Genomic DNA, 1,896 nt, shown 5'->3' on the forward strand with positions numbered 1-1,896 from the left:
ATATGGTTCCTGCCGCCTATGTGCTGCTGGACGCGCTGCCGCTGACCCCCAACGGCAAGCTCGACCGAGGCGTGCTGCCGGCGCCTGATGGCGACGCCTTCGCCCGCCAGGCCTATGAGGCGCCCCAGGGCGAGATCGAGCAGGCGCTTGCCGCGATCTGGTCCGAGCTGCTCGGCGTCGAGCGGATCAGCCGTCACGACAACTTCTTCGAACTCGGCGGATACTCGCTGCTGGTGATCCAGCTGCTGGCGCGTTTGCGCCGGCTGAACCTCAGTACCGACGTTCGCACATTGTTCGTCACGCCGGTTCTGGCAGAGCTCGCAGCGACGCTTGGCAGCTTCAGCGAAGTGGCGGTGCCGCCGAACCTCATCACCCCTGACAGCCTGCGCATTACTCCCGAGATGCTGCCCCTGATCGATCTCACGCAGGAGGATATTGACCGGATCGTCGAACGGACCCCCGGCGGCATAGCCAACATCCAGGACATCTATGCTCTCTCGCCGCTGCAGGAGGGCATCCTCTTCCACCACCTGCTGGCCAGGGACGGCGATCCCTATCTGCAGGCAGGGATCCAGTCGTTCCCCGATCGCGCGCTGTTGGACTGCTATCTCGAGGCGCTGCAGCAGGTTGTCGACCGGCACGATATCTTGAGAACAGGTTTTGTCTGGGAGGGGCTCCCGGCCGCTGCCCAGATCGTGTGGCGCAAGGCACAGTTGAGCGTCACCGAAGTCGTGCTGGACCCCGACCAGGGCCCGGCGGTCGAGCAGCTGGCACGCCGCTTCGATCCGCGCCATCACAGGATCGATCTGTCCGAGCCGCCGCTGCTGCGGTTCGCCATTGCCTTCGATGGCGAACAGCAAAGATGGCTGCTGTTGCAGCTACAGCATCATCTCATCGGCGACCACTCGACCCTTGAGGTCCTGACCGCCGAGGTTGCCCTCTTGCTGGAGGGCCGCGGCGACAGCCTCGCGCCTGCCCATCCCTATCGCCAGCTGGTCGCCCAGGCTCGCCTGGGCATACCGGCCGAGGAGCATGAACGCTTCTTCCGCGAGATGCTCGGGGATGTCGACGAACCCACATTCCCCTTTGGCCTGGCCGATGTCCAGGGCGATGGAAGGGGCGTGGTCGAGGCACGGCGGATGCTGCCGGCAAGCCTCAACCAGGCATTGCGCGCGCATGCGCGCCGGCTCGGCGTCAGCCTCGCCAGCCTTTGTCATCTGGCCTGGGCCCAGGTACTCGCCCGGACCAGCGGCCGGGAGGCGGTCGTGTTCGGCACGGTTCTGTTCGGCCGCATGCACGCCGACGAGGCGCGCGATGGCGGCATGGGGCTGTTCATCAACACGCTGCCACTGCGGCTCGACATCGACCATAGCGGCGTCGAGGCGAGCGTTCTGCGTGCGCATGCAAGGTTGGCCGATCTGCTGCGCCATGAACATGCCTCGCTTGCCATGGCGCAGCGCTGCAGCGGCGTGCCTGCGCAAACCCCCTTGTTCAGCGCGTTGCTCAACTATCGTCACAACAGCCCGCCGGCCGCACCGCAAGATGATACCAGGGCAGCGCAGATCGCATGGATCAGCGGCGAGGAGCGCACCAACTATCCGTTCGGCCTGTCGGTGGAGGATTTTGGCAATGCCCTGGGTGTGACCGCACAGGTGGTGGAGACGATCCCTGCCGACAGGGTCTGCGCTTACATGCAGCAGGCACTGGAGAGCCTGGCCGACGCCTTGGCGAATGCCCCCGACAGCCCGGTCTGTGCGCTCGAGATCCTCCCTGCCGAAGAGCGCACGCTGCTGCTCGACACCTGGAACGCGACCGAGGCACCTTATCCCGAGCATCTGTGCGTGCACCAGCTGTTCGAGGCGCAGGCGGCGCGCGATCCGGAGGCGGTGGCGCTGG

Annotated in this window: 1 protein-coding gene; it reads left to right on the top strand. The window is 66.0% G+C overall.

The features are described from left to right. On the top strand, positions 1-1,896 hold a 1,896-nt coding region (locus E5A73_RS21075), incomplete at both ends, for a condensation domain-containing protein (protein ID WP_240700323.1).

The sequence above is a fragment of the Sphingomonas gei genome (assembly GCF_004792685.1).
GTDB classification, from domain to species: domain Bacteria; phylum Pseudomonadota; class Alphaproteobacteria; order Sphingomonadales; family Sphingomonadaceae; genus Sphingomonas; species Sphingomonas gei.